At 65.3% G+C, this 23231-nt stretch carries 18 protein-coding genes; 11 read left to right on the plus strand and 7 right to left on the minus strand.

What is annotated here, in order from left to right; translation table 11 throughout:
• Positions 1 to 115 precede the first annotated feature (115 nt).
• The 7 genes from IVA82_RS39370 to IVA82_RS39400 all read left to right on the plus strand — a co-directional run bounded on the left by IVA82_RS39370 (position 116) and on the right by IVA82_RS39400 (position 8145).
• Positions 116 to 1261 carry an isobutyryl-CoA dehydrogenase gene (locus tag IVA82_RS39370; protein WP_247386598.1) on the plus strand — a complete coding sequence of 382 codons (1146 nt, stop codon included), beginning with the start codon at positions 116 to 118 and terminating at the stop codon, positions 1259 to 1261.
• Entirely contained in the window at positions 1258 to 2325 is a 1068-nt protein-coding gene (locus IVA82_RS39375) for an enoyl-CoA hydratase/isomerase family protein (RefSeq protein WP_247386599.1), read from the plus strand. The genes IVA82_RS39370 and IVA82_RS39375 overlap by 4 nt, the downstream gene beginning before the upstream one ends.
• Positions 2326 to 2356: 31 nt before the next feature.
• Complete coding sequence (gene mmsB, locus IVA82_RS39380; RefSeq protein ID WP_247386600.1) at positions 2357 to 3247, plus strand: 3-hydroxyisobutyrate dehydrogenase; 891 nt, start codon at positions 2357 to 2359, stop codon at positions 3245 to 3247.
• Positions 3247 to 4965 (plus strand): AMP-binding protein, encoded by a 1719-nt coding sequence (locus tag IVA82_RS39385; protein WP_247386601.1) that lies wholly within the window; start codon positions 3247 to 3249, stop codon positions 4963 to 4965. Before mmsB ends, IVA82_RS39385 begins: the two co-directional genes overlap by 1 nt.
• A 137-nt stretch (positions 4966 to 5102) precedes the next feature.
• Positions 5103 to 5582: a MaoC family dehydratase gene (locus IVA82_RS39390; protein ID WP_247386602.1), complete on the plus strand. Its 480-nt coding sequence runs from the start codon at positions 5103 to 5105 to the stop codon at positions 5580 to 5582.
• Positions 5583 to 5813: 231 nt separating this feature from the next.
• Positions 5814 to 6731, plus strand: a complete 918-nt coding sequence (locus tag IVA82_RS39395; RefSeq protein ID WP_247493844.1) for an SDR family NAD(P)-dependent oxidoreductase — start codon at positions 5814 to 5816, stop codon at positions 6729 to 6731.
• 175 nt (positions 6732 to 6906) lie between these two features.
• Entirely contained in the window at positions 6907 to 8145 is a 1239-nt protein-coding gene (locus tag IVA82_RS39400; RefSeq protein WP_247386603.1) for a TIGR03862 family flavoprotein, read from the plus strand.
• Between the two features lie 9 nt (positions 8146 to 8154).
• On the opposite strand, the gene IVA82_RS39405 is transcribed toward IVA82_RS39400, so the two are convergent.
• Positions 8155 to 9372: an MFS transporter gene (locus IVA82_RS39405; protein WP_247386604.1), complete on the minus strand. Its 1218-nt coding sequence runs from the start codon at positions 9370 to 9372 to the stop codon at positions 8155 to 8157.
• Between the two features lie 91 nt (positions 9373 to 9463).
• Here IVA82_RS39405 and IVA82_RS39410 point away from each other — a divergent pair, with 91 nt between their 5' ends.
• Positions 9464 to 10366 (plus strand): LysR family transcriptional regulator, encoded by a 903-nt coding sequence (locus IVA82_RS39410; protein ID WP_247386605.1) that lies wholly within the window; start codon positions 9464 to 9466, stop codon positions 10364 to 10366.
• Here the strand turns inward: IVA82_RS39410 and IVA82_RS39415 are convergent.
• Genes IVA82_RS39415 through IVA82_RS39425 form a run of 3 tightly spaced genes read right to left on the minus strand, consistent with a single transcriptional unit; the run spans position 10363 to position 13763 of the window.
• Positions 10363 to 11442, minus strand: coding sequence for a D-TA family PLP-dependent enzyme (locus IVA82_RS39415; protein ID WP_247386606.1), 1080 nt, complete (start codon positions 11440 to 11442; stop codon positions 10363 to 10365). The two genes, IVA82_RS39410 and IVA82_RS39415, sit on opposite strands and share 4 nt — an antisense overlap.
• Positions 11443 to 11445: 3 nt before the next feature.
• Entirely contained in the window at positions 11446 to 13257 is a 1812-nt protein-coding gene (locus IVA82_RS39420; protein ID WP_247386607.1) for an ATP-binding cassette domain-containing protein, read from the minus strand.
• A 2-nt stretch (positions 13258 to 13259) separates the two neighbouring features.
• The gene (locus IVA82_RS39425) at positions 13260 to 13763 is read right to left on the minus strand and encodes a YaiI/YqxD family protein (RefSeq protein ID WP_247386608.1); all 504 of its coding nucleotides are present in this window, start codon (positions 13761 to 13763) and stop codon (positions 13260 to 13262) included.
• A gap of 104 nt (positions 13764 to 13867) precedes the next feature.
• On the opposite strand from IVA82_RS39425, the gene IVA82_RS39430 reads away from it, so the two are divergent.
• Positions 13868 to 14668 (plus strand): hypothetical protein, encoded by an 801-nt coding sequence (locus tag IVA82_RS39430; RefSeq protein ID WP_247386609.1) that lies wholly within the window; start codon positions 13868 to 13870, stop codon positions 14666 to 14668.
• Between the two features lie 174 nt (positions 14669 to 14842).
• On the opposite strand, the gene IVA82_RS39435 is transcribed toward IVA82_RS39430, so the two are convergent.
• Complete coding sequence (locus IVA82_RS39435; protein ID WP_247493845.1) at positions 14843 to 17215, minus strand: xanthine dehydrogenase family protein molybdopterin-binding subunit; 2373 nt, start codon at positions 17213 to 17215, stop codon at positions 14843 to 14845.
• A 209-nt stretch (positions 17216 to 17424) separates the two neighbouring features.
• Here IVA82_RS39435 and IVA82_RS39440 point away from each other — a divergent pair, with 209 nt between their 5' ends.
• The gene (locus IVA82_RS39440) at positions 17425 to 18504 is read left to right on the plus strand and encodes a Ppx/GppA phosphatase family protein (protein WP_247386611.1); all 1080 of its coding nucleotides are present in this window, start codon (positions 17425 to 17427) and stop codon (positions 18502 to 18504) included.
• Positions 18504 to 19190, plus strand: a complete 687-nt coding sequence (locus IVA82_RS39445) for an RlmE family RNA methyltransferase (RefSeq protein ID WP_247386612.1) — start codon at positions 18504 to 18506, stop codon at positions 19188 to 19190. Before IVA82_RS39440 ends, IVA82_RS39445 begins: the two co-directional genes overlap by 1 nt.
• Before the next feature lie 180 nt (positions 19191 to 19370).
• Here IVA82_RS39445 and IVA82_RS39450 read toward each other — a convergent pair whose 3' ends face one another.
• Both IVA82_RS39450 and IVA82_RS39455 read right to left on the minus strand, forming a co-directional pair.
• Positions 19371 to 21149, minus strand: coding sequence for a peptidoglycan-binding protein (locus tag IVA82_RS39450; protein ID WP_276578029.1), 1779 nt, complete (start codon positions 21147 to 21149; stop codon positions 19371 to 19373).
• Positions 21150 to 21545: 396 nt separating this feature from the next.
• Positions 21546 to 23036, minus strand: coding sequence for an MFS transporter (locus IVA82_RS39455; RefSeq protein ID WP_247386613.1), 1491 nt, complete (start codon positions 23034 to 23036; stop codon positions 21546 to 21548).
• Between the last annotated feature and the right edge of the window lie 195 nt (positions 23037 to 23231).

Consider the following 23231-nt stretch of genomic DNA (forward strand, 5'->3'; position numbering starts at 1 on the left):
TGCGTAGCAATTTTGTCTTGAAGCGACGAAGCAATCCAGAGTCTTTCCGCGGAGGCAGTCTGGATTGCTTCGCTGCGCTCGCAATGACGGTAGGGCAAAAGGGTAAGCGGCAACGATGCAATTCGCTCTGAACGAGGATCAGGTTGCGGTTCGCGACATGGCGTTGGCATTTGCGGCTTCGAGGATCGCGCCACATGCGCTGCGCTGGGATGAGGAGAAGCACTTCCCCGTCGACGTGATGCGCGAGGCAGCCGCGCTCGGCATGGGCGGCATTTACATCCGCGACGATGTCGGCGGCTCCGCCATGACGCGGTTCGACGCGGCGCTGATCTTCGAGGCGCTGGCGACGGGATGTCCGACCACCGCGGCCTTCATTTCCATTCACAATATGGCGTCCTGGATGATCGATGCCTATGGCAGCGACACCCAGCGCCAAAAATGGCTGCCAAAGCTCTGCACCATGGAGCTGATCGCGAGCTATTGCCTGACCGAGCCTGGCGCCGGCTCTGATGCGGCAGCGCTGCGCACGCGCGCGGTGCGCGACGGCGATCATTACGTGCTCAACGGCCAGAAGCAGTTCATCTCCGGCGCCGGCGGTACCGACCTTTTGGTCGTGATGGTGCGGACCGGCGGCGCCGGCCCGGGCGGCATCTCGACGCTCGTCATTGACGGCAAGAGGCCAGGCGTCTCTTACGGTGCCAATGAGCGCAAGATGGGCTGGAATGCGCAGCCCACCCGCGCGGTGATATTCGAGAACGCCCGCGTGCCGGTGGCCAACCGGCTAAGCGACGAGGGCGTCGGCTTCAAGATCGCGATGGCCGGCCTCGACGGCGGGCGCCTCAACATTACGGCCTGTTCGCTCGGCGGTGCGCAGACCGCGCTGGACAAAGCGCGCGCCTACATGAAGGAGCGCAAAGCCTTCGGCAAACGGCTCGACGAATTCCAGGCGCTGCAATTCCGCCTCGCCGACATGGCGATCGAGCTCGAGGCCGCGCGCACCTTCCTGTGGCGCGCCGCAGCTGCACTCGACCGCAAGGACCCGGACGCTACCATGCTCTGCGCGATGGCGAAGCGGTTCGGCACCGACGTCGGCTTCGAGGTCGCCAACCAGGCGCTCCAGCTGCACGGTGGCTATGGCTATTTAAGCGAATACGGCATCGAGAAGATCGTACGCGATCTGCGCGTACACCAGATCCTCGAAGGCACCAATGAAATCATGCGGCTCATCGTGGCGCGCAAGCTGATCGAGGGCGCGCGATGACGGTTGTGGAAGAGGGCGACCTGGTCACCCGCATCGAGGGCGCGGCCGGCGTCATCCGGCTCAACCGCCCCAAGGCCATCAATGCCGTGACGCTGGAGATGTTTCGCGACATCGAGAAGGCGCTCGACCGCTTCGAGACCGATCCGGCCGTCGCCGTGATCCTGCTCGAAGGCGCCGGCGAGCGTGGCCTGTGCGCCGGCGGCGATATCCGCGCGCTCTGGGAGAGCTCGAAGGTGAAAGGCGATCTCGGCAAGACCTTGTGGCGTGAAGAATACATTCTCAACGCCCGCATCAAGAAATTTCCAAAACCCTATATCGCGTTCATGGACGGCATCGTGATGGGCGGCGGCGTCGGTCTGTCCGCGCATGCGAGCCACCGCGTCGTCACCGACCGCACCAAACTCGCGATGCCCGAAGTCGGGCTCGGCTTCTTTCCCGATGTCGGCGGCACCTGGCTGCTGTCGCGCTCCCCCGGCGAGATCGGCACCTATTTCGGCCTGACCGGCCAGACCATGAACGGGCCGGATGCGATCCATGCGAAGTTCGCCGATTGGGTGGTGCTAACTGCGAAATTGCCCGAGCTGCGCGATGCGCTGACGAAGGTCCATCAAAGCGTAACCGCTCCAGAAGTCAGCAAGCTGATCAACGGCTTCGCGACTGGCGATGCCGCGGGGCCGGTGGCGGCAAGGCAGGCGACGATCGACGCGCTGTTCGGCTTCGACCGGATGGAAGACATCATCGCCGCGCTCAGGCGCGACGGATCGGAGTTTGCACAGGCGACGCTGAAGACGCTTGGTGAGAAGTCGCCGCGCGGCATGGTAGTGACCTTGAAGCTGCTGCGGCTCGCACGGACCGCGTCGAGCCTCGAACAATGCCTGGTGCGCGAATATCGCGCCGCGCTGGAGGTGTTCCGCAGCGACGATTTCCGCGAGGGCGTGCGCGCCGCTGTGATCGACAAGGATCGCAACCCGACTTGGTCGCCGCCGCGGATCGAGGACGTTACGCCGGACATGCTGGCGCCGTATCTCGCCGAGATTGGCGCCGACGAACTCAAGTTCAACTAATCAACGAAACGCATCACGGGAGGACAACGAGATGGCCACGATCGCATTCATCGGTCTCGGCAACATGGGCGGCCCGATGGCGGCCAATCTGGTCAAGGCCGGCCACAAGGTGGTGGCCTTCGACCTTGTCGAAGCCTCGCGCGCGCAAGCCAAGGCCGACGGCGCGGCCATTGCCGAGAGCGCGGCCGGCGCGGTGAAGGGCGCCGATGTCGTCGTCACCATGCTGCCGGCCGGCAAGCACGTGCTCGGCGTCTGGAACGAGGTCGTCCCCGCCATGACCAAGGGCGCGCTGATCATCGACAGCTCGACCATCGACGTCGAAAGCGCGCGCCAGGCGCATGCGCTGGCCGCCAAGCACGGCGTGCTCTCGGTCGATGCGCCAGTCTCGGGCGGCACGGGGGGTGCGAAGGGCGCAACGCTCACCTTCATGTGCGGCGGCGAAGAGAACGCGTTCGCGGCTGCAAAGCCGGTGCTGGAGAACATGGGCAAGAAGATCGTGCATTGCGGCGGCGCCGGCGCGGGGCAGGCGGCCAAGATCTGCAACAACATGATCCTCGGCATTTCCATGATCGCGGTGAGCGAGGCGTTCGCGCTCGCCGAGAAGCTCGGGCTCTCGCACCAGGCGCTGTTCGACGTGGCCTCGACCTCGTCGGGCCAGTGTTGGTCGCTGACCAGCTATTGCCCGGTGCCCGGCCCGGTGCCGACCTCGCCCGCCAACAACGACTACAAGCCGGGCTTTGCCTCGGCGCTGATGGTCAAGGATCTGACGCTGGCGCAGGACGCCGCCAAGGCCGCGGGCGCGGCCACGCCGCTCGGCAAGCATGCGCAAGAGATCTATCAGGCCTTCGACGCCGCCGGGCAGGGTGGGGTGGATTTTTCCGGGATTATCAAGCACGTTAGGGCGCTGACCGGGACAACTTGATGACGACATTTCAGGAAGCGCGCGCCTTTCTGCTTGAGCATCGGACGGATTACGAGACGGCGGTGAAGGGCTTCCGCTGGCCTGATCCGGTTCTCTTCAACTGGGCGCTCGATTGGTTCGACGCCGAGCTCGCGACGAACGCGGAGAGCCGCGACCGGCCCGCGCTCTGGATCGTCGATGCTGCACAAGACCGGCAGACAAAGCTGTCCTTTGCGGCGCTGTCGCGCCGCTCCAACCAGGTCGCGAACTTCCTTCGCGCGAGGGGCCTCAAGCGCGGCGATCATCTGCTGCTGCTGCTCGGCAATGTGGTTCCGCTGTGGGAGACTATGCTCGCGGCGATGAAGCTCGGCGTCGTCGTGATCCCGGCCACGACGCTGCTCACCGCCGACGAACTGCGCGACCGGCTCGACCGCGGCAAGGCCAAGGCGGTGATCGCGGCACAGGACCAGGTCGCGAAGTTTACGAGCCTTGGCGCCGAGAATGTCGTCCGCATCGTCGTCGGCGCTGTGTCCGACGGCTGGTTTTCATATGATGATGCGGCGAAGGCCCCTGAGAGTTTTTCGCCGGACGGCTCCACCAACGCCGACGACCCGATGCTGCTCTATTTCACCTCGGGCACGACAGCGAAACCAAAATTGGTGCTGCATAGCCAGCGCAGCTATCCTGTCGGCCATCTCTCCACCATGTACTGGATTGGGCTGAAGCCCGGCGACGTCCACCTCAACATTTCCTCGCCCGGCTGGGCCAAGCACGCCTGGAGCTGTTTTTTCGCGCCGTGGAACGCCGGCGCGACCGTGTTCGTGGTCAACCAGCCGCGCTTCGATGCCAAGGCGCTGCTCGCCACCATCGGCCGCTGCGGCGTCACCACGCTGTGCGCGCCGCCGACGGTGTGGCGGCTTTTCATCCAGGAGAACCTTGCATCGTTCAAGGTGGCCTTGCGTGAGGTCTGCGGCGCCGGCGAGCCTCTCAACCCGGAAGTGATCGACCAGGTGCAGGCCGCCTGGGGCCTCACCATCCGCGACGGTTACGGCCAGACGGAGACCACGGCGCTTGCCGGAAATTCGCCCGGCCAGAAGGTCAAGGTCGGTTCGATGGGCCGGCCGCTGCCGGGTTTTCGCGTGCAGATCAGCGACGGTGATGGCAACCCCGCCAAAGAGGGCGAGGTGACGCTGCTGCTCGATGCCGACCGGCCCGCCGGCCTGATGCGGGGCTATCAGAGCGATGATGGCGGGCTGTCCGGCGCCGAAGGTGCGCTCTATCGCAGCGGCGACGTCGTGTTCGCGGACGACGACGGCTATCTCAACTTCGTCGGCCGCTCCGACGACGTGTTCAAGTCCTCCGACTACCGCATTAGTCCGTTCGAGCTGGAGAGCGTGCTGCTTGAGCACGAACTCGTTGCAGAAGCCGCGGTGGTGCCGAGCCCGGATCCGATCCGGCTCGCGATCCCCAAGGCATTCGTGCTGCTGACGTCGGGCGCGGAGCGTTCGCCGGAGACCGCGCTCTCGATCTTCAGGCATCTGCACACGCGCCTTGCGCCATTCAAGCGCATTCGCCGCCTCGAGATCGTCAGCGAACTGCCGAAGACGATCTCGGGAAAAATTCGCCGCGTCCAGCTGAGGCGGCTCGAACGCGACGACGAGCGCAACGACCCCCTGCGCGGCCGCGAATTCCGCGAAGAGGATTTCCCGGAGCTGTCGAAAACCAGGGGTGAGACCTAAGTGAACGAAGTGAGTTCGTCATTCCGGGGCGATGCGCAGCATCGAGCCCGGAATCCATTTCGCTGCAGAGATTGCCGCCGAATGGATCCCGGGCTCGCGCTTCGCGCGCCCCGGAATGACAGCGATTGGAGCTATCAATGAACGAAGTCTGGAAGAAGCCGCCGATCACACTTGACGCCTATCAGGCCATGGTCGGCAAGGAGGTCGGTGTGTCGTCGTGGCACCTGATCGACCAGCCGCGCATCGACACCTATGCCGACGTGATCGAGGATCACCAGTTCATCCACGTCGATCCCGAGCGCGCGAAGAAGGAAACCGCCTTCGGCACCACGATCGCGCACGGCTTCCTGACGATGTCGCTGCTGTCGATCATGTCCTACGAGGTGATGCCGGTCATCGCCGGCACCACGATGGGCGTCAATTACGGCTTCGACAAGCTGCGCTTCATCTCGCCGGTGCGATCGGGCAAGCGCGTCCGCGGCCGTTTCGTGCTGGCGGAAGCCAAATTGCGCAAGCCCAACGAATTGCAGTCGCGCACCAACGTCACGGTGGAGATCGAAGGCGAGGACAAGCCCGCGCTGGTCGCGGATTGGCTGGGGCTGATCTATTTCGCCTGACCTCAGGCGTTGTTGCCGGGCTTGACCCGGCAACCCATCGCTGCTCAAAAGCTGTCAAATCTCGCGCGGAGCTCTTCCCCTCTCCCCCTTGTGGGAGAGGGTGGCTTCGCGAAAGCGAAGCCGGGTGAGGGGTATCTCTCCGCGATCTCGGCCGTGGCGAGATACCCCTCATACGGCGCTTCGCGCCACCTTCTCCCACAAGGTGAGAAGGGAAGAAGCAGGAAATGCACAATGGCAATCAGGTTTGACGGACGCGTTGCTGTCGTCACCGGCGCCGGCAATGGCCTCGGACGCGCCCACGCGCTGGGGCTCGCAAGCCGCGGCGCGAAAGTCGTGGTCAATGATTTCGGCGGTGCGCGCGACGGCAGCGGCGGCTCGCTCTCTCCGGCGGAAGCCGTGGTCGAGGAAATCCGCAAGGCCGGCGGCACCGCGATGGCCGACGGCGCCGACGTCTCCAATTTCGAGCAGGTCACAGCGATGGTCGAGCGCGCCACGAAGGAGTGGGGCCGCGTCGATCTCATGTGCGCCAACGCCGGCATTTTGCGCGACAAATCGTTCGGCAAGATGGAAGCCGCCGATTTCCAGAAGGTGCTCGACGTGCACCTCGTCGGCACCTTCTACTGCTGCAAGGCGGTATGGGTCGGCATGCGCGACCGCAACTACGGCCGTATCGTGCTGACGACGTCGTCCTCCGGCCTCTACGGCAATTTCGGTCAGGCCAATTACGGCGCGGCGAAGTCCGGCATGGTCGGCCTGATGAACGTGCTGGCCGAGGAAGGTCGCAAAAACGACATCCGCGTCAACATCATCTCGCCGACGGCGGCGACCCGCATGACCGAAGAGCTGCTGCCGCCACAGGCGCTGCAGCTGATGAAGCCGAACGCGATCACGCCGGCGGTCGAATACATGCTGAGCGAGGACGCGCCCACCCGCACCATCATGGGCGCCGGCGCCGGCTCCTTCGCCGTGATCAAGATTGTCGAGAGCGAAGGCATCAACTTGCCGGAAGCCGAGTGGACCCCCGATGCGGTTGGCGCCCACTTCGCCGAGATCAGCGACATGTCGAAGGCCAGGGCGCTGACCGGCGCGTTCGAGCAGACGCAGAAATATGTGACGCAGGCGGCGGCAAGGGCGGGCATCAAGCTTTGAGACTGTCATTCCGGGGCGCCCGCAGGGTCGCCCGGAACGGTACTTTCCGTCATGGCCGGGCTTGTCCCGGCCATCCACGTCTTTGGCGCCGCACGCGTGGCTCACGTGGATGCCCGGGTCAAGCCCGGGCATGACGACCTGTTCTTTCGCCTCCAGCCTGGCCTAAACTCCCGTCATGACCACACCCCAAGCCCACGTCGCCGTCATTGGCGCCGGTCCCGCCGGGCTGATGGCGGCCGAGAGGCTGGCGCTGGGCGGGGCCCGCGTCACCGTCTACGACACCATGCCATCCGCGGGCCGCAAGTTGCTGATGGCCGGCCGCGGCGGGCTCAATCTGACCCACAGCGAGCCGCTGCCGCAGTTCATGGCGCGCTATCGCGAGGCGATGCCGAAGCTGCGGGCGGCCATCGAAGCGTTTCCGCCGGAAGCGTTGCGCGCCTGGTGCGAGGCGCTGGGCGAGCCGACCTTCGTCGGCACCAGCGGGCGGGTGTTTCCGAAGGCGTTCAAGGCATCGCCTTTGCTGCGTGCCTGGCTGCGGCGGCTCGATACCGGCGGCGTGCGCTTCGCCTTTCGCCACCGTTGGACCGGTTGGGACGACGAGGGCCGCTTGCTGTTTCAAACACCCGACGGTGCGTCCGCTATGGCTGCCGACGCCACGGTGCTGGCCCTCGGCGGCGCTAGTTGGCCACGCCTGGGCTCCGCCGGCGGCTGGACCACGGTCCTGGCCGACAAAGGCATTGCGATTGCGTCACTGCGACCAGCGAATTGCGGCTTCACGGTCGCCTGGTCGGACGTCTTCCGCGCGCGCTTCGAGGGCCAGCCGCTCAAGGGCGTGGCGCTGACGATCGGTGCGCACACGGTACGCGGCGAGGCGGTGATCACGCGCAACGGCATCGAAGGTGGCGCGATCTATGCGTTGTCAGCCGAGCTGCGCGAGGCGGTGCTGGGTCTCGGGCAGGCGACGCTGACGATCGCGTTGCGGCCCGATCTCGACGCCGCCGCGCTGACCACGCGCCTGTCCGCCTCGCGCGGCAAGCAATCCTTCTCCAACTTCCTGCGTAAGACCGCACAGCTTCCGCCCGTCGCCGTCGGTCTGCTCCAGGAAGCCGCCATCGGCACGGGCCAGTCACTATCGGCAATGCCGCCGCAACGATTGGCGGAATTGATCAACGCCGTGCCGGTCAAGCTCACCGTCGTCGCCCCAATTGCGCGCGCGATCTCCAGCGCCGGTGGCATCGCCTTTGAGGAGCTCGACGCTGATTTCATGATCCGCAAGCTTCCGGGCGTCTTCGCCGCCGGCGAGATGCTGGACTGGGAAGCGCCGACTGGCGGATACCTGCTGCAAGCCTCGTTCGCGACCGGCGCCGCCGCGGGGCGAGGCGCGCTGCGATGGATTGCGCGATCGTCTTGCTGATCTGGGCGATCACGACGTCCCGGTTCGAGTCATGAGATCCGTGACGAGCCCGAGCGCGCCGAAGCTGGCCGCGACCGCGCAGACCGCCGTCCAGCCGCCGTAGCTCCAGGCCAGCGATGCCGCCGCGGCGCCGACGCCGCCGCCGATGAAGAACAGCGCGACGAACAGGCCGTTGATGCGGCCGCGTGCTTCGGGACGCAGCAGGTTGACGGCGCGGCGGCCAAGCGTCTGGTCGGTGGTGATGCCGACGTCGAGCAGGATGGTGCCAAAGCCCAGCACGAGCAGGGCGGGGACAGGGGATTCCAGCACGCCAGCCCAGGCGCAGAGCGCGAGCGAGCCGATGATGAGCACATGGGCTGAGAGCAACATCGGGCGCGCCCAGCCCTTGTCGCCCCAGCGGCCGGCGATCGGCGTTGCCGCGGCGCCGACCACTCCGATCAGGGCGAACGCGGCAATTCCCCTGGCGTCGAGGCCGAACGGCGCGTCCGGCAAGCGCAGCGCGACTGCGGACCAGAAGGCAGTGAAGGAAGCCATGACCAGTGCCGCGGTCCAGGCGCGGACACGGAGCACGGGCTCTTCGCGCAGCAGTGTTGGAAAGGAGCGCAGCAATTCGCCGTAGCTGGCGCGCGCCGTCGGCCGAAGTACCGGCAGATAGCGGCCAAGCGTGCCGGCAAGCAGCGCCATCAGGGCGGCTGAGACGACGTAGTAGGCACGCCAGCTCCAGAGATCGGCGATCAAGCTTGCCGCTGGCCGCGAAACCAGGATGCCGATCATCAGTCCGCTCATGACCTCGCCGATGGCCTGGCCGCGACGCTCCGGCGGCACCATGGACGCGACCAGCGGGACCATCATCTGGATCGCCGCGCAGGAGGCGCCGAGAACGAAGCTGGCAAGCAGCAGCAGCGCTGGCGTCGGCGCCAGCGCCGTCGCAATTGCGGCGAGGATGGCGCAGCCGAGCGCGCGCAGGATAAGGCGGCGGTTTTCGATGAGATCGACCAGCGGGACCAGCAACAGCAGGCCGAGCGCATAACCGAGCAGCGTCAGCGTGCTGACGAGGCCGGCCTGCCAGCCTGGCGTCGCCAGCGATCGGCCGATCAGACCGACCAAAATCTGCGGTGCGAATAAATTGGTGACGACCACGCCGGTGGTGATCGCGCCGAGCCAAATCAAGGGCCGCTCGGAGAGTTGCTTGGGAGACGCAAGCCTGGTGGTTTCTGAAATGGTCATGTGGACCTCGCAACGATGGTGCGGGTCCTTTAACCAGGCGGATTAATATGCTACAATTCAAATAAGCCTATAAAGAATATGCGAGTTCGTTATGAATACACATGACCTCGTCGCTTTCGTTGCGGTGGTCGAGACCGGATCGATCGTTGCGGCCTCGGCCCGTCTCGATCTCACCCAGCCCGGCGTGACCCGGCGCATCCAGAATCTCGAGGAGATGTTGGGTGCGCAGCTTCTGGACCGGCTCTCCAAACCGCTCAAGCCGACGGCGGCGGGACATGAAGCCTATGAGCAGGGCCGGCGCCTGCTCAGGATGCTGGATGACCTCAAGTCCGGTGTTGCGAATGACGGCGTCGTGCGCGGCGAGTTCAGGCTCGGTCTCACGCCGTTTCTGTCCGAGGCCGGGCTTACCGCACCGTTAGATGCCGTACGTGCCGAATTTCCGGCTTTGGCCGTGCGGGTTGTTTCAGGCTGGTCGCCGCATCAGGTCGAGCGCGTCTGCCGCAACGAGCTCGATGCGGCCGCGATTTGCCTGCCTGACGGCGCCGTGCCCCCGGCGGATCTCCTGGCCGACGATCTCGGTGCGCAGCCGGTCGTGTTTGTCGTCGCACGCGACATCAAGATCCCGCGCATCGTCGACCTGGAGCGATTGTCGCAAATGTCCTGGGTGATCAACCAGGATGGTTGCGGATTTCGCGACGCGCTGAAGCGTCGGTTCGACGCCGAGCATTTGCCTTTCAACATCGCGGTGGAGGCCCTTGACAGCGAGCTTCGCCTGTCGCTGGTCGCGCGCGGCCTCGGCGTCGGTCTGGTGACGCCGATTGGGTTGAGGCGGAGCGCATTTCGCGACAAGCTCAGGCCGGTCGCGGTTCGGGATTTCAAGCCGGCCGTACGCGCCTGGATTGTGCATCGCCCGCCGGCCGGCCGATTGGCGCGCCCGATCAAGCTGTTTCGTGACGGACTGGATCGGGAGCTGAAGGCGTTGATCGGCGCTTAGCGCAGCTTCCCGCGTGCTGCCACCGGCAGCGTGCCGATGATCTCCTCGCCGCGCACCATCACCACCTCGTCCATCATGTTGACGACGACGCAGACGTGGTTCGGCACGATGCGCACAACGTCGCCGACATTGGGCCGCGTGTTGCTGCGGGAGAGATCGAGGAAACCGTGCTCCTCGGCGAAGCGGGCGATCTTGGCTTCGGGATGCTCCAGGATCAGGCCGTGGCCGTCGAGCCCGCCGGTGTCCGACGTCAGTGTCTTCGAACCGGCATCCAGAATGCCGCGGTCGGGTGCGGCGCGGCTCACCACCGTCGAATAGATGTGCAGCGCGCAATCGTCCCAGGTGGCGACGCCGGCGGCGACCTGCATGCGATCATTGTAGATGTAAGTGCCGAAGCGATGCTCGGTGCCGCCCTTGAGCTTGCCGATGTTCTTGAGGTTGGGCGTGCCGCCGGTCGAGACGATGGTGGCCTCTAGCCCATGCGCGCGTACGCCGGCCAGTGCCTCATCGTAGAATTTTTGCGCGTCGGCCCAGCCAGTCTCTGTCGGATAGAGCATGAAGCCCGCGAATTGCAGCCCTTTGGACGCGGCGATTTCGCGCGCCAGCGCGATCGCTTCGGCCGGTGTCTCGACGCCGGCGCGCTTGCGGCCGGTGTCGCACTCGACCACCACGGACAGCGGCCGGCCCGAGGCCGCCGCGGCCTTGGGCAGGCCGGCAACGACGGTCGAATTGTCGGCGGCGACTGTCATGTTGGCCCTCGCCTGAAGCGCGCCAAGCCGCGCCATCTTCTCCTCGCCGAGCAGATTGTAGCTGATCAGGATATTGTCGATGCCGGCATTGGCCATGATCTCGGCCTCGCCGAGTTTTTGACACGTGATGCCCTTCGCGCCTGCCGCGACCTGCATCTTCGCGATCGTCGGGTTCTTGTGGGTCTTGATGTGCGGCCGGTTGGCGATGCCGGCGTCATCGCAGGCCTTCTGGATGCGCGCGATGTTGCGCTCGACCTTGTCCATGTCGATGACGGCGCAGGGCGTGCCGTATTCGCGGGCGATCTTGGCGGCAAGAGTGGTTGTCATGGGTTATGCCTGTTCAATCTCTTCGCGGAGCATTTCCAGTTCGAGCCAGCGCTCTTCGGCGGCGGACAATTCGTCATGCGCCTTGGCGATGGCGGCCGATGTATCGTCGAATTTCTTGCGATCCGTAGCGTAGAGATTGGGATCGTCGAGTACGCGTTGCAGCTTGGCGATATCGGCCTGCAACGTCTCCATCTTCTTCGGCAGCATTTCCAGCGCATGCTTCTCGTTGAAGCTCAATCGCCGTTTTGGCGCGGACGTCGGAGCGGCGGGCCGATCCTCTTTCTTCTCCGCAGCCGGCTGCGCCTTCGCGGTCTCGCGCTTGAGGTCGGCGCCGCGTTGCGTCAGCATGTCGCTGTAGCCGCCGGCATATTCGGTCCACTTGCCGTCGCCTTCCGGCGCGATCACCGAGGTGACGACGCGATCAAGGAAATCGCGGTCGTGGCTGATCAGGATCACCGTGCCCTCGTAATCACCCAGCATATCTTCGAGCACGTCGAGCGTTTCGAGGTCGAGGTCGTTGGTCGGCTCGTCCAGCACCAGCAGGTTCGAGGGCTTTGCCAAGGCGCGCGCCAGCATCAGCCGGCCGCGCTCGCCGCCGGAGAGCACCTCCACCGGCGTGCCGCGCTGCTCCTGCGCGAACAGAAAGTCCTTCATGTAGCCGACGACATGTTTCGGCTTGCCGCCGACCATGATCTGGTCACCACGGCCGCCGGTCAGTGCTTCGGCCAAGGTCGATTTGGGATCGAGGCTTTCGCGGTTCTGATCAAGGGTAGCCGTCTCAAGATTGGCGCCGAGCCGCACCGTACCGGAGTCCGGCTGCGCCCCACCGGTGAGGAGATTGACCAGGGTGGTCTTGCCGGCGCCGTTCGGTCCGATGATGCCGAGCCGGTCGCCGCGCTGGATGCGGGTCGAGAAATTATCGACAATCATGCGTTCGCCAAAAGCCTTGGTGATGCCCTTGGCCTCGATCACCAGCTTGCCGGATTGCTCCGCCTCGGCCGCTGCGAGATTGGCGCTGCCGGCTGTGCCCCGATAGTTGCGTCGCTGGTCGCGCAGCGCGTGCAGATTGCCGAGCCGCTTGACGTTGCGCTTGCGGCGGCCGGAGACGCCGTGGCGCAGCCAGTGCTCTTCGTCGACGATCTTGCGGTCGAGCTTGTGCTGGTCGCGCTCCTCCTCGGCCAGTACCTCGTCGCGCCAGGCTTCGAAGGCAGCAAAGCCGCGGTCGATCTGCTTGATCCTGCCGCGGTCGAGCCACGCGGTCGAGCGCGAGAGATTGGAGAGGAAGCGGCGGTCGTGGCTGATCAGCACCAGCGCGCTGCGGCGGCTGTCGAGCTCCTTTTCCAGCCACTCGATCGTGGAGAGATCCAGATGGTTGGTCGGCTCGTCCAGCAGCAAAATGTCCGGAGAGGGCCCCAGCACGCAGGCCAGTGCCGCGCGGCGCGCCTCGCCGCCGGAGAGGTTTTCGGGGTTCTCGTTGCCGGTGAGTTCGAGCTGCTCCAGCAAATAGCGCGCCTGGTATGGATCGTCACCCGGCGCGAGCCCCGCCTCGACATAGGCAAGCGTGGTCTTGTGATCGCCGAAATCCGGCTCCTGCTGCAAATAGCGAACGGTCGCGCCGGGCTGTACGAAACGCGTGCCGCCGTCGGGTTCGACGATGCCGGCCGCGATCTTCAGCAATGTCGATTTGCCGGAGCCGTTGCGGCCGATCAGGCAGACCCGCTCGCTTGCCGCGACATTGAGTTCGACGCCACTCAGCAGCGGCGTACCGCCGAAGGTCAGCTTGATGTCTTTCAGTTGAATCAGTGGCGGCGCCATCGTCAGCCCTGGCTTGAATTCTGGCTTGTTGCGGCCGCATCAGTGCGGCGGCGCCGGATCCGGCGCAGCGTCTGGTCGAGCGCCGAGAGGAAGGTTGAGCGGTCGCGCGGTGCGAACGATCGCGGTCCGCCGGTGACTTCGCCCGCCGAGCGCAGATCCGTCATCAAATTGCGCACCGCCAGAGTCATCCCGATCGACTCTTCCGTGAACGGTTTTCCGTTCGGCGCGATCACGTCGGCGCCCGCCTTGACGCAGCGGCTGGCGAGCGGAATGTCGGAGGTGACGACGACGTCGCCGGGCTTGACTCGTTCCGCAATCCAGTCGTCAGCGGCGTCCATACCGGCGCCTGCGGCGATGCGCTCAATCAGTGGGTCCTGGGGCACGCGGATGAAGTTGCCCGCGACCACGCTCACGGGCACGCCGTGCCGGAGCGCGACGCGGTAGATCTCGTCCTTCACGGGACAAGCGTCGGCGTCGACATAGATGCGGGTGGGGGTGTCAGTCATTCGCCGCGTGGTACCCCATTCGGGCTTCAAAGGCGAGGGGATTGACCGTGGTTCCCGGCGGCCTACGATCGGCGCCGAAACAACAAGAATTCAGGGAAACCCCCATGCCGAACCGGCTCGAAACCTACAGCGTCGAGGCCTACAACACCGCCAAGCAATCCGAAAACAAGATGCACGACGACGCGGTGGCGCGCCGCTTCGGCTTTTCCGGCGGGCTGGTCCCGGGCGTCGATGTCTTCGCCTATATGATGCACGTGCCGGTGGCGCGCTGGGGCCGCGAATTCCTTGCGCGCGGGCTGGTCGAGGCACGCTTCACCAAGCCGGTCTATGACGGTGAGACGGCGGATGTCGATGCGACCGAGCACAACGACGTACTGACGATCGAGGTGTTCAGTCGCGGCGAGCTGTGCGCGATGGGAACGGCCTCACTGCCGGCGACTGTGGCGGCGTTTTCGCTGAACGACTATGTCGAGGTGCCGGCCGTGTCCGAGCGCAAGCCGGTCAGCCCCGCGACATTCGAGACCGGCAAATGGCTCGGCACCGTGCCGCGCCGATGGATTGGACAGGCGGCCGCTGACTATCTCGCGGATATCCGGGAAATCGATCCGATCTTTGCGCGCGAGGGGCTCGGTCATCCCGGTCTGATCCAGCGGGTCATGAACCGGGTGCTGGTGGACAACACCGTTCTGGGCCCGTGGATCCACGTCGGCAGCCGCATGCAGCTTCTGTCGGCCGCGCGCGCCGGTGACGAGATCATTGCACGAGCCAAGGTGACTGCGAACTATGAGAAGAAGGGCCACCGTTTCGTCGAGCTCGACGCACTCGTCGTCGGTAACGGCACGACACCGCTCGCGCACTGCCAGCACATCGCGATCTACCAGCCGCGCGAGCAGGCGGCGGCGTAGGGCGCGTTGGCAGTCGTGCGGTAGCTGTCACCCCAAATACCGGCGTCATGCCCCGCGAAGGCGGGGCATCCAGTACGCCGCGGCTTTTCGGTTCTAGTCGCGCTGTCTCGGAGTACTGGATCGTCCGCCTTCGCGGACGATGACAGCGGGTGTGCAGCTGCGGAAGAGCGTCCCTCACGCCGCCTTCCCCTTCGCATCCTGGATCGCCCGCCAGACCCGCTCAGGCGTGAGTGGCATGTCGATGTGCTTGATGCCGTAGTCGGAGAGGGCATCGACCACCGCATTCACTACCGTCGACATGCTGCCGGCGCAGCCGGCTTCGCCGCAGCCCTTGCTGCCGAGCGGATTGGTCGTCGCCGGCACCGGATGGTCGCCGACCGTCATGTTCGGCACGTCCTCCGCACGCGGCAGCGCATAGTCCATCAGCGAGCCCGTGATCGGCTGGCCGCTCTCGTCGTAGCGGACCTGCTCCATCAGCGCCTGGCCGATGCCCTGCACGACGCCGCCATGGAGCTGGCCCGCGACCAGCATCGGGTTGATCACCGTGCCGAAATCGTTGACGGCGCTGTAGCGCACGATCTGCACCACGCCGGTGTCGGGATCGATCTCGACCTCGGCGACGTGACAGCCGTTCGGGAATGCCGACGGCACCGGCTCGCTGGTGTGGTCGACGTCGAGCGTATCGGGCACGCCCTCCGGCACCTTGCCGTCATGCAGGCGTTTGGCCAGCTCCATGATGTCGATGCTGCGATCGGTGCCGGCAATGGTGAAGCTGCCGCCTTCGAACTCGATGTCGGCCTCGGAGGCTTCCAGCATGTGCGCCGCGGCGCGCTTGCCCTTCTCGATCACGAGCTTCGAGGCCTCCACGATCGCCATACCGCTCGCCGTGATCGACCGCGAGCCGCCGGTGCCGCTGCCGGTGTGGACGATGTCGCTGTCGCCCTGCACCAGCTTGACGCTCTCGAAGGGGATTCCGAGTTGCTCGCACAGCACCTGCGCGAATGGCGTGGCATGGCCCTGACCGTAGTCGAGCGTGCCGGTGATGAGCTGCACGGAGCCGTCGGGGTCGAACACGATCTTGCCGAGCTCGGGGCTCGGCGGCGCGGTGACCTCGAGATAGGAGCCGACCGCGATGCCGCGCAGCTTGCCGGCCTTCTTGCTCTCCTTCTTGCGCTTGGCGAAATTCTCGTGGTCGGAGATTTCGAGCGCCTTGTTGAACACCGCCTGGAAGTCGCCGCTGTCATAGGTGACGCCTGAGGATGCCGGGAACGGCATCTGGTTCGGCTTGATGAAGTTGCGCTTGCGCAAGGTCAGGCGGTTGATGCCCATCTCGTCGGCGGCGCGGTCGATCAGCCGCTCCATGTAGTAGTTCGCCTCGGGCCGTCCGGCGCCGCGATAAGCGCCCATCAGCGTGGTGTTGGTCAGCACCGTCTTGATATCGACGGCCATCAGCGGCGTGCGATAGACGCTGGAAAAGTTCTTGCCGGTGTTGAGCGAGAGCGGGCCCGGTGCGACGCCGGTGATGTAGGCACCGAGATTGCCGTAGCCCGAGAGTTTGGCGGCGAGGAAATGCCCCTCGGTGTCGAGCGCGAGCTCGGCATGGATCTTTTGTGCGCGGCCGTGGCTGTCGGAGAGAAAGCTGGTCGAACGCTCGTCGAGCCACTTCACCGGACGACCAAGCGCCTTGGCCGCGTACAGGATGCACATGTATTCGGGATAGTTGATGTTCTTCATGCCGAAGGAGCCGCCGACGTTGGCGGTGAGAATGCGCACCTTCTCGTTCGGTACCTTCAGGTTCTTGGCGAGATTGGCGCGGTTGCCCGCCACCCCCTGCGTCGGCACCTGGAGAGTGTAGCGCTCGGCCTTCTTGTCATAAGAGGCAAGTCCCACGCGCGGCTCCATCGAGACCACGGCGACGCGAGTATTCTCGATGTCGAGCCTGGTCACATGGGCGGCGCTGGCGAAGGCGGCGTTGACCTTGTCCGTGTCGCCATAGTGATAGTCGAGTGGGACATTGTTCGGGATGTGGTCGTAAAGCTGCGGCGCGCCCGGCTTGGCGGCTTCCTCGGGATCCGTCACGGCCGGCAGCGGGTCGATGTCGACTTCGACCGCCTCGGCCGCATCGCGCGCCTGAGCTAGCGTCTCCGCCACCACGAAGGCGATGGGATCGCCGACGAAGCGCACCTTGTCGGTCGCCAGCGGCTGGCGGTTGGTCTGGAGTAGGGGCGAGCCGTCACGGCTCTTCAGCGGCAGACCGCAGGTGAAGGGGCCATAGCCGGCGGCATTGAGGTCGGTGCCGGTCCACACCCCCAGCACGCCCGGCAGCGCCTTGGCGGCGTCGATTTTGATGCCGCGAATGATGCCATGCGCATGGGTCGAGCGGACGACCACGGCATGGGCCTGGCCGGGCAGGTTGAAATCGTCGGTGTAGCGGCCCTTGCCGCGCACCAGCGCGTCGTCCTCCTTGCGGCGGACGGGCTGCCCGACGCCGTATTTTTGCAGTGCAATAGCGTTTTCGAGCGTAGACGATTTAGTGTGTTCTTGCATGGGATTGACCTGAAAAGCCGGCGATTGCGCGGTTTGTGGGCGCCTGGAGGACCGGATCCCTCCAAATAACCCACGGACCCGTTCACGACAACGCACGAATGGGCATGGTCCTATGTGATGCGTTGTTGCGCAGACCTGCCGCGCTGCTAATGTTTCAGGCGAAAAAGCAATTCCAGATCGGCCCAACTGGCCGCGGAAAGACAGTTTGTATGAATGACCACACGCGGCTCCGCGACGGCCATGCGCTGCACGGTGAGCTAGAGGGGTCGATGGCGGCGGTGGCATTGGCCACTGAACCGGCCGTCGTCGTACAAGCGCCGGGAACCGGCGTTTACGCGGCGCTGGACCTCGGCACCAACAATTGCAGGCTCCTGATCGCCTGCCCGACCAGCGACGGCTTTCGCGTGGTCGATTCGTTCTCGCGCATCATCCGGCTCGGCGAGGGCGTCTCGGCCACGGGGTGCATCAGCGAGGCCGCGATCGAGCGCGCCATCGTTGCGCTCAGCATCTGCCGCGACAAGATCAACCTGCGCAAAGCGCGGCGCTTGCGGCTGATCGCCACCGAGGCCTGCCGTGCGGCTTCGAATGCGGAAGGCTTTCGCAGCCGCGTCTCGGCCGAGACCGGCATCGAGCTCGAGGTGATCGACCGCGAGACCGAGGCCGCGCTTGCCGTGCTCGGCTGCTCGCCGCTGGTCGATCCCAGGGGACGCGGCGCCATCCTGTTCGACATCGGCGGCGGCTCGACCGAGTTGGTGCGGATCGAGCGCGATCCTGCCGGCGAGAACCCGGAGCCGCGCATCAAGGCGTGGATGTCGATTCCCTTCGGCGTCGTCACGCTGGCCGAGCAGTTCGGCGGCCGCGACGTCACGCCGGAAATCTACGCGCAGATGGAGCAGGAGGTCGCACGCCACGTGGCACCGTTTGCGCAGGCGCACGGTCGCGATCTCGCTGGCATGCATCTGCTCGGCACGTCCGGCACGGTGACGACGCTCGCCGGCATTCATCTCAACCTCGTGCGCTACGATCGCCGCCGCATCGACAGCATCTGGATGAACGATGCCGACGTCACCGCGACCATCAGCAAGCTGCTCGGCATGAGCTACGAGGAGCGCGCAGCCAACAATTGCATCAGCGCCGAGCGCGCCGATCTCGTGCTGGCCGGCTGCGCCATTCTCGATGCGATCCGCCGCGCCTTTCCGCTGCCGCGCCTGCGCGTCGCCGACCGGGGCCTGCGCGAAGGCATGCTGGTCGAGATGATGCGCGAGGACGGCGCGCTCAGGAGCTGGTGATGGCCAAGGATACCACCGGCCGCTTGCACGTCCAGGTCAAGACCGGCGGCAAGCGCAAGCTGTCATCAAAGCTCTGGCTGGAGCGGCAGCTCAACGATCCCTATGTCGTTAAGGCCAAGGCGCTGGGCTATCGCTCGCGCGCGGCGTTCAAGCTTTTGGAGATTGACGACAAGTTTCGGCTGCTGAAACCCGGCATGGCCGTAGTCGATCTTGGCGCTGCACCCGGCGGCTGGAGCCAGATCGCGGCCAAGCGCGTCGGCTCGGTCGACGGCAAGGGCAAGGTCGTGGCGATCGATTTGTTGGAGATGCCTGAGATTCCCGGCGTCGACTTCGCGCAGCTCGACTTCATGGAGAACGACGCGCCGGACAAGCTCAAGGCCATGCTGGGCGGCGGCGCCGACGTCGTGATGTCCGACATGGCCGCCAACACCACCGGCCATCGCAAGACCGACCAGCTCCGCATCGTCGGCCTGATCGAGACCGCGGCGGCGTTTGCCTGCGACGTGCTCAAGCCCGGCGGAGCTTTTTTGGCCAAGACCTTCCAAAGCGGTGCCGACGCCGAACTGCTCGATCAGCTCAAGCGCGATTTCGCCACCGTGCGCCACGTCAAGCCGGCCGCAAGCCGCCAGGATTCGTCCGAGCGCTACGTGCTCGCGACGGGGTTTCGGGGCGGGGCGAAGGCGTAGCCCGACACTCCGCTGTCGTCCCGGCGGAAGGCCGGGACTCCTACCGCGTGGTCCGTCCGTGATGCGCGGTAGACGTACCGAGGCAACCAGAGTTGCCGCGATCGTCCGGCATTGGCAGCCAAACGCTTGAGCATCGTACAGGCCGCAAAAAGAGCCCCGCCAGGGGCGGGGCTCGGGCCCTTACCGGCTGGGTTGGTTTTGAGCCGGCTGACCCGACGGTGAAGGCGGCGGGGCATTGTTCTGGTTGGTTTGTCCAGACGGCGTGTTCTGTGTGGCGTCAGGCTGGTTGGTGGATTGGTTGCTTTGGGCCGGGGCCTGTCCGGTGGTCTGGCCTGGCGGCGGCTGTGTGGCCGCCTCACCCGACGTCGCCGGTTGGTTCTGCTGGGCCTGGCCGCTAGTGGATGGCTGATTCGGCCCGGCTTGGCCCGTGGTCTGGTTCTGCTGCGCCGGCGCATTGGTCTGACCGGTGGTTTGACCGGTCGTGTTCTGCTGCGTCGACTGCTCGGTTGTGTTCTGCTGCGTCGACTGGCCAGTCGCGCCTTGACCAACGGTCGTCGATTGGCCCTGCGTGGCACGGATCTGGTTGGACACGCCAAGTGCAGCGACCGTGCGGGTATCGATCGAGCCAGTGGTCTGGAAGCCTTCCTGTCTCTGGAAGGTGATCAGCGCTTCGCGCGTAGCGGGCCCGAGGACGCCGTCTGCTTGGCCAGACAGCAAGCCACGTTCAATCAGGACCCGTTGAACAACGCGGATCTCGTCGGGGCTGAGATTCAGCGCCGCGACATTGGCACCGCCGCCGCTCGGGCCGCCGCGCCGGGCAAAGTGTGTCCGCGGGCCGGCGGGAATGGCGTCGACGATTCGGCGGCTTCGGTCGAGGACGACGATCTCGTCATCCACGACGAAGAAGCTATCGTCGCGATAGTCCGGATAGAGGTCGATCAGCACCGGGAATGCCGAGACGGCGACCACGGAGATGTTCCGCGGCACCACCACGCCGGGGTTGACGGCGAAGTTGATGGAATTGAAGTTGACCCGCGCGCGCTCCACGTTGCTTGAGGTCAACACCGACTGCTGCAGTGTGGTCTGCTGCTGCGCGTTTACCTGCACGCGGCCGGACAGGCTCTGGGTAGTCCCACCCTGGGCTTGCGCCTGAGTGTTGGCCGAAGCCTGAGTGTTGGCGCCGGTCGTCGTGCCCTGACCCTGCTGTGGGCTCTGGCCCTGGACGTTGCTGTTGGTGTTGGCGCCGGTCGTTGTCGTGCTCTGACCCTGGGCGTCCTGACCTTGGGCGTTGCTCTTGGTGTTGGCGCCGGTCGTTGTCGTGCTCTGACCCTGCGCGTTCTTGCCTTGGACATTGTCCTTGGTGTTGGCGCCTGTGGTCGTGCTCTTACCCTGTTCTGCACCTTGTGACTGACGCGTGCGGTCGCGGTCGCTGCGTCCCTGTCCGACGGTCTGGTCCTTCTGTCCGCTCTTGTCGCTATCGGACTTGGACTGACGCGCATGGCTAGGTTCGCTACGGCTCTGTCCGACTGTTTGGTCCTTGCCATGCTTCCCGCTTTCAGATTGGGACTGTCGTGCAGCGTCGCGATCGCTGCGACCCTGACCGATGGTCTGACGCTCGCTCCTGTCGGCCGTGCCGCTATCACGCATTCCTTCACTGCGCTCGGTGCGCGATGGCGCCGCAGAGGGACCCTCGGCCCGGCCGCCTGCGCGGCCCTGTGTCATTCCCTCGCGGTGGGAAATGCCAGCTGCACCTTCGCTATGGGAAGCACCACCTGCACCTTGCGGCATTCCATCGCCGGATCGACCGTGTTCCGCAGCGCCAGCGCCTGCGCCTCCGCTCGTTCCGCCGCCGCTCATTCCACCGCCGGCACCTTCACGCATGCCCTGGGCCGATGCCAGGCTGACACCGGCGAGCAGGACTGCTGTGGTCAGCAGGAACCTGTTCTTGCTCGTGTTCATCTGAAGCTCCTCCATGAGCATTTCTCAATGGGAGCCAACATTGCCGAAGGGCAAAAGTTGCAAGTGCGCGCCATCCGCGAGCAACAGGAGCCACAAAGATAAACGGGTGTTCCTCTCATTGAACCCGCGCGCTCTGGTGGCGGCCGCCTCGTGACTATGGCTTTTGCCCGAGAGATCCATATCCCTTAGCTGTTCCGCGGGCGTGCGAAGATCACGTCGCGGGGCCGGACGGTGGATCGTCTTTCGGGAATTCCGTCACTATGGTCTCATGCCGACGATGGATGCATCAATCCGTTTTCGGAAATATGGAAGCAATTGACCCCGACGCCCCTCGGCTGCTTTGCATGGAGTTGTTTCGCGCATTTTGTCCGCCGAGGGCCGACACCTTGCTTTCCGCTACCCCAACCTTTGGTCCCGCACGTCCTGCGTGTCCTCGGTCGCCGCCTTGACGGCCGCTTTCGCTGCACCCTTGTCCGCGCCTTTGCGGCTGGAAATCTCCACCGCCTTGCGGCCGGAGATCTCGTGGCCGGCATCATCGGGCATCTGCCAGAAGAACCAGCTCGACGCCGCCGAGGTCAGCGCGACCACGATGAAGGCCGGCGCGAATACGGTGGCGTTGAGCTCGCTGACGTGGCTGAGCCACATCGTCGTCTCCACCGAGGCGGCACCGACGGCGACGCCGGCCGAGACCGCCAGCTGCTGGTTGACGCTGACAAGCGTGGTGGCGCGGCTCATCTGTGCGGTCTCGACCTCGGCATAGGCGACCGTGTTGATCGCAGTGAACTCCAGCGAGCGGAAGAAGCCGCCGACCACCAGGATGATCATGATGATGAGCAGCGGCGTCGTCACCGTGAACAGCGCACAGGCGGCGAGAAAAACCGCGCTGATGATGGCATTCATCGTCATCAGATTGCGGAAGCCGAAGGCGCGGATGATGCGCGCGGCCAGCGCCTTCATGCCCATGGCGCCAAGCGAGGAGCCGAACGTGACGAGGCCCGACTTGAACGGCGACAGGCCGAAGCCGACCTGCATCAGGAGCGGGAGGAGGAACGGCAGCGCGCCGATGCCGAGCCGGAACATGAAGCCGCCGAGAACGGCCGCGCGTAGCGTCGGCAGCTTCAACAGCGAAAAGTCCAGCACCGGCGATCCCGTGCGCCTTGCGTGAAGTACGTACAGCGTCATCGAGATCGATCCGCCGACGACCAGGGCGACGACGGTGCTCCACGGCAGCAGATTGAGGCCGGCAACCGACAATCCGAACGCGATGCCGGCGAGGCCGATTCCCGCGAGCACCATGCCGTAGAGATCGAACGGCTCGCGTTCCTCGCTCTTGATGGGATCGATGAAGCGCAAGGCCATGAAGATGCCGAGCAGCCCGATCGGGATGTTGATCAGGAAGATCCAATGCCACGACGCGTAGGTGGTGATGAAGCCGCCGAGCGGCGGCCCGATCACGGGACCAATCAGGGCAGGGACCGTCACCCAGGCCATCGCATTGACCAGCGCGCTCTTGTCGACCGAGCGCAGCAGCACGAGGCGTCCGACCGGCGTCATCATTGCCCCGCCCATGCCCTGGAGGATGCGCGCGAACACGAAATCGGTGACCGACGTCGAGAGCGCGCAGCCGACCGAGCCGACCATGAACACCCCGACCGCGATGGCAAACACCAGGCGCGCACCAAAGCGGTCAGCAGTCCAGCCGCTCGCCGGAATGAACACCGCGAGCGACAGCAAATAGGACGTGATCGCGAGCTTGAGCGTCAGTGGGCTGGTGCCGATGTCGGCCGCGATCGCCGGCAGCGAGGTGGCGATCACTGTCGAGTCCATGTTTTCCATGAACAGGGCGGTGGCCACGATCAGTGGAATGACGCGTTGCTTGTCGATCATGACGGATTGGTAATTGAAATTGGCAGGACGGGTGGAATTGCGGCTTATCACCGCCACCGAGCGGGGACCATTGCGGATCAGCGCATGGCACCTAAATCCTGCGCAACGATTGTGTGACACCTCTCGTCATTCCGGAGCGCGCCTCCTTGGCGCGAGCCCGGAATCCATTGGGCCGAGAGACCGCTTTGGGATGGA

Source organism: Bradyrhizobium sp. 142, from assembly GCF_023074015.1.
Taxonomy (GTDB): domain Bacteria; phylum Pseudomonadota; class Alphaproteobacteria; order Rhizobiales; family Xanthobacteraceae; genus Bradyrhizobium.

Excerpts from the sequence above, each read along its gene's own strand:
- mmsB (WP_247386600.1), top strand. The coding sequence starts at position 2,357 with ATGGCCACGATCGCATTCATCGGTCTCGGCAACATGGGCGGCCCGATG.
- IVA82_RS39395 (WP_247493844.1), top strand. The coding sequence starts at position 5,814 with ATGGCAATCAGGTTTGACGGACGCGTTGCTGTCGTCACCGGCGCCGGC.
- IVA82_RS39410 (WP_247386605.1), top strand. The coding sequence starts at position 9,464 with ATGAATACACATGACCTCGTCGCTTTCGTTGCGGTGGTCGAGACCGGA.
- IVA82_RS39455 (WP_247386613.1), bottom strand. The coding sequence starts at position 23,036 with ATGATCGACAAGCAACGCGTCATTCCACTGATCGTGGCCACCGCCCTG.
- IVA82_RS39405 (WP_247386604.1), bottom strand. The coding sequence starts at position 9,372 with ATGACCATTTCAGAAACCACCAGGCTTGCGTCTCCCAAGCAACTCTCC.
- IVA82_RS39375 (WP_247386599.1), top strand. The coding sequence starts at position 1,258 with ATGACGGTTGTGGAAGAGGGCGACCTGGTCACCCGCATCGAGGGCGCG.
- IVA82_RS39445 (WP_247386612.1), top strand. The coding sequence starts at position 18,504 with ATGGCCAAGGATACCACCGGCCGCTTGCACGTCCAGGTCAAGACCGGC.
- IVA82_RS39420 (WP_247386607.1), bottom strand. The coding sequence starts at position 13,257 with ATGGCGCCGCCACTGATTCAACTGAAAGACATCAAGCTGACCTTCGGC.
- IVA82_RS39435 (WP_247493845.1), bottom strand. The coding sequence starts at position 17,215 with ATGCAAGAACACACTAAATCGTCTACGCTCGAAAACGCTATTGCACTG.
- IVA82_RS39425 (WP_247386608.1), bottom strand. The coding sequence starts at position 13,763 with ATGACTGACACCCCCACCCGCATCTATGTCGACGCCGACGCTTGTCCC.
- IVA82_RS39385 (WP_247386601.1), top strand. The coding sequence starts at position 3,247 with ATGACGACATTTCAGGAAGCGCGCGCCTTTCTGCTTGAGCATCGGACG.
- IVA82_RS39440 (WP_247386611.1), top strand. The coding sequence starts at position 17,425 with ATGAATGACCACACGCGGCTCCGCGACGGCCATGCGCTGCACGGTGAG.
- IVA82_RS39415 (WP_247386606.1), bottom strand. The coding sequence starts at position 11,442 with ATGACAACCACTCTTGCCGCCAAGATCGCCCGCGAATACGGCACGCCC.
- IVA82_RS39430 (WP_247386609.1), top strand. The coding sequence starts at position 13,868 with ATGCCGAACCGGCTCGAAACCTACAGCGTCGAGGCCTACAACACCGCC.
- IVA82_RS39370 (WP_247386598.1), top strand. The coding sequence starts at position 116 with ATGCAATTCGCTCTGAACGAGGATCAGGTTGCGGTTCGCGACATGGCG.
- IVA82_RS39450 (WP_276578029.1), bottom strand. The coding sequence starts at position 21,149 with ATGAACACGAGCAAGAACAGGTTCCTGCTGACCACAGCAGTCCTGCTC.
- IVA82_RS39400 (WP_247386603.1), top strand. The coding sequence starts at position 6,907 with ATGACCACACCCCAAGCCCACGTCGCCGTCATTGGCGCCGGTCCCGCC.
- IVA82_RS39390 (WP_247386602.1), top strand. The coding sequence starts at position 5,103 with ATGAACGAAGTCTGGAAGAAGCCGCCGATCACACTTGACGCCTATCAG.